2 protein-coding genes are annotated in these 1,933 nt (G+C 73.2%); both read left to right on the plus strand.

All coding sequences use genetic code 11. The features are described from left to right. Nucleotides 1-507 (plus strand): fasciclin domain-containing protein (locus tag M1L60_RS46645; RefSeq protein ID WP_253244067.1); only part of this gene is annotated, 507 nt, incomplete at its 5' end. Then, nucleotides 507-1,933: molybdopterin-dependent oxidoreductase (locus M1L60_RS46650; protein ID WP_253244068.1), on the plus strand; the 1,427-nt coding region annotated here is incomplete at its 3' end. The genes M1L60_RS46645 and M1L60_RS46650, both read left to right, overlap by 1 nt.

Consider the following 1,933-nt stretch of genomic DNA (forward strand, 5'->3'; position numbering starts at 1 on the left):
CCGATGGCGTCGAGTGCCGCCCCGGCCATGGAGAACTTCGGCGCCGGCTGTGCCGCCGTGCCGACCGACCCGGCGAACAAGGGCAGCTTCGAGGCCATGGCCCAGGAGCCCGTGGCCACCGCCGCGTCGGGCAACCCGCTGCTCTCGACGCTGGTCTCGGCGGTCAAGCAGGCCGGGCTGGTCGACTCGCTCAACTCGGCCGACGGCATCACCGTCTTCGCACCGACCAACGACGCCTTCGCCAAGATCCCGGAGGCCGACCTCAAGAAGGTCCTGGCCGACAAGAAGACGCTGACCGACATCCTGACCTACCACGTCGTGCCCGGGAAGCTGACCCCGGCCGACCTGTCCGGCAGCCACAAGACCCTCGAGGGCAAGGACCTCAGCGTCATGGGCTCGGGCGAGGACTTCAAGGTCGACGGGGCCGCCTCGGTCGTCTGCGGCAACGTCCAGACCGCCAACGCCAACGTTTACATCATCGACTCCGTGCTCATGCCGAAGAGCTGATGCGCACCCTGCTGCGCGACGCCGCCGCAGGGGTAGTAGCCGCCGGGCTCGGGATCGCGGTCGCGGAACTGTTCGCCGCCGCGACCCGGCCCGACGCGGCACCCCTGATCGCGGTCGGCGGCGCGATCATCGACGCCACCCCGACCCCCTTGAAAGAATTTGCCGTACGGGAGCTCGGCACTTACGACAAGCCGGTGCTGCTCGGTTCGGTCGGCCTGGTGCTGGCGCTGTTCGCCGCCGCGCTCGGTCTCCTCGGCCGCCGTCGCCGGATCCTGATCCCGATCGGCGCCGTCGTCCTCGGCGCGGCCGGCGCCACCGCCGCCCTGACCCGCCCCACCGCCTCGGCCTTCTCCCCGGTGCCGTCCCTGCTGGCGGCCGCGATCGCCGGCGCGACCCTGTGGTGGCTGCTGCGCTCGGTCGAGCCACCCGCCCACCGCCGGGCCTTCCTGCGCGGCGCGGTGCTCGTGGCCGGCGCCGCCATGATCGCCGAGGCCGGAGCCCTGCTCGTCACGAGGACAGTCCGCCGCGTACGCACGGATGTGGCCCTGCCCGCACCGGCGTCCCCGGCCAAGCCCGCACCCGGACTGGATATCACCCCGAGCGCCGACTTCTACCGGGTCGACACCGCGCTGACCGTCCCCCGCGTCGACCCCGACACGTGGACGCTACGCATTCACGGCATGGTCGGCACCGAGCTGGAGCTGTCGCTGGACGACCTGTTGCGGCGGCCGCTGATCGAGCGCGACATCACCCTCAACTGCGTCTCCAACGAGGTCGGCGGCCCCTACATCGGCACGGCCCGCTGGCTCGGCGTGCCGCTGGCCCCGCTGCTGCGCGAGGCCGGGCTGCGACCGGAGGCCGACCAGATCGTCGCCCGGTCGGTCGAGGGCATGACCATCGGCACTCCCGTCGCGACCGCCCTCGACGGCCGCGACACCATGCTCGCGGTCGCCATGAACGGCGAGCCGCTGCGGCCCGAGCACGGCTTTCCCGTACGCATGCTGACGCCCGGCCTGTACGGCTACGCCGGCGCTTGCAAGTGGGTCACCGAGCTCGAGCTGACCACGTTCGCGGCGTTCGACGCGTACTGGGTCGAGCGCGGCTGGGCCCGCCCCGGCACGGTCCGCACGGCTTCCCGCATCGACAAGCCGCGCCCGTTCGCCCGCCCCGCCGCCGGCCCGGTGACCGTGGCCGGCGTGGCCTGGGCCCAGCGCCGCGGCATCACGAAGGTCGAACTCAGCGTCGACGGCGGCGCGTGGCAGCCGGCCGAACTGCTGCCCGTCCCGTCGATCGACACCTGGGTGCAGTGGCGCTGGACGTGGAACGCCACCCCCGGCCCGCACTCGCTGTCGGTCCGCGCCACCGACGGCGCCGGCCAGGTGCAGACCGAGGCCCGGGCCAAGCCCTTCCCCAGCGGCGCCACCGG

It is taken from the genome of Paractinoplanes aksuensis (assembly GCF_024137025.1).
Taxonomy (GTDB): domain Bacteria; phylum Actinomycetota; class Actinomycetes; order Mycobacteriales; family Micromonosporaceae; genus Actinoplanes; species Actinoplanes aksuensis.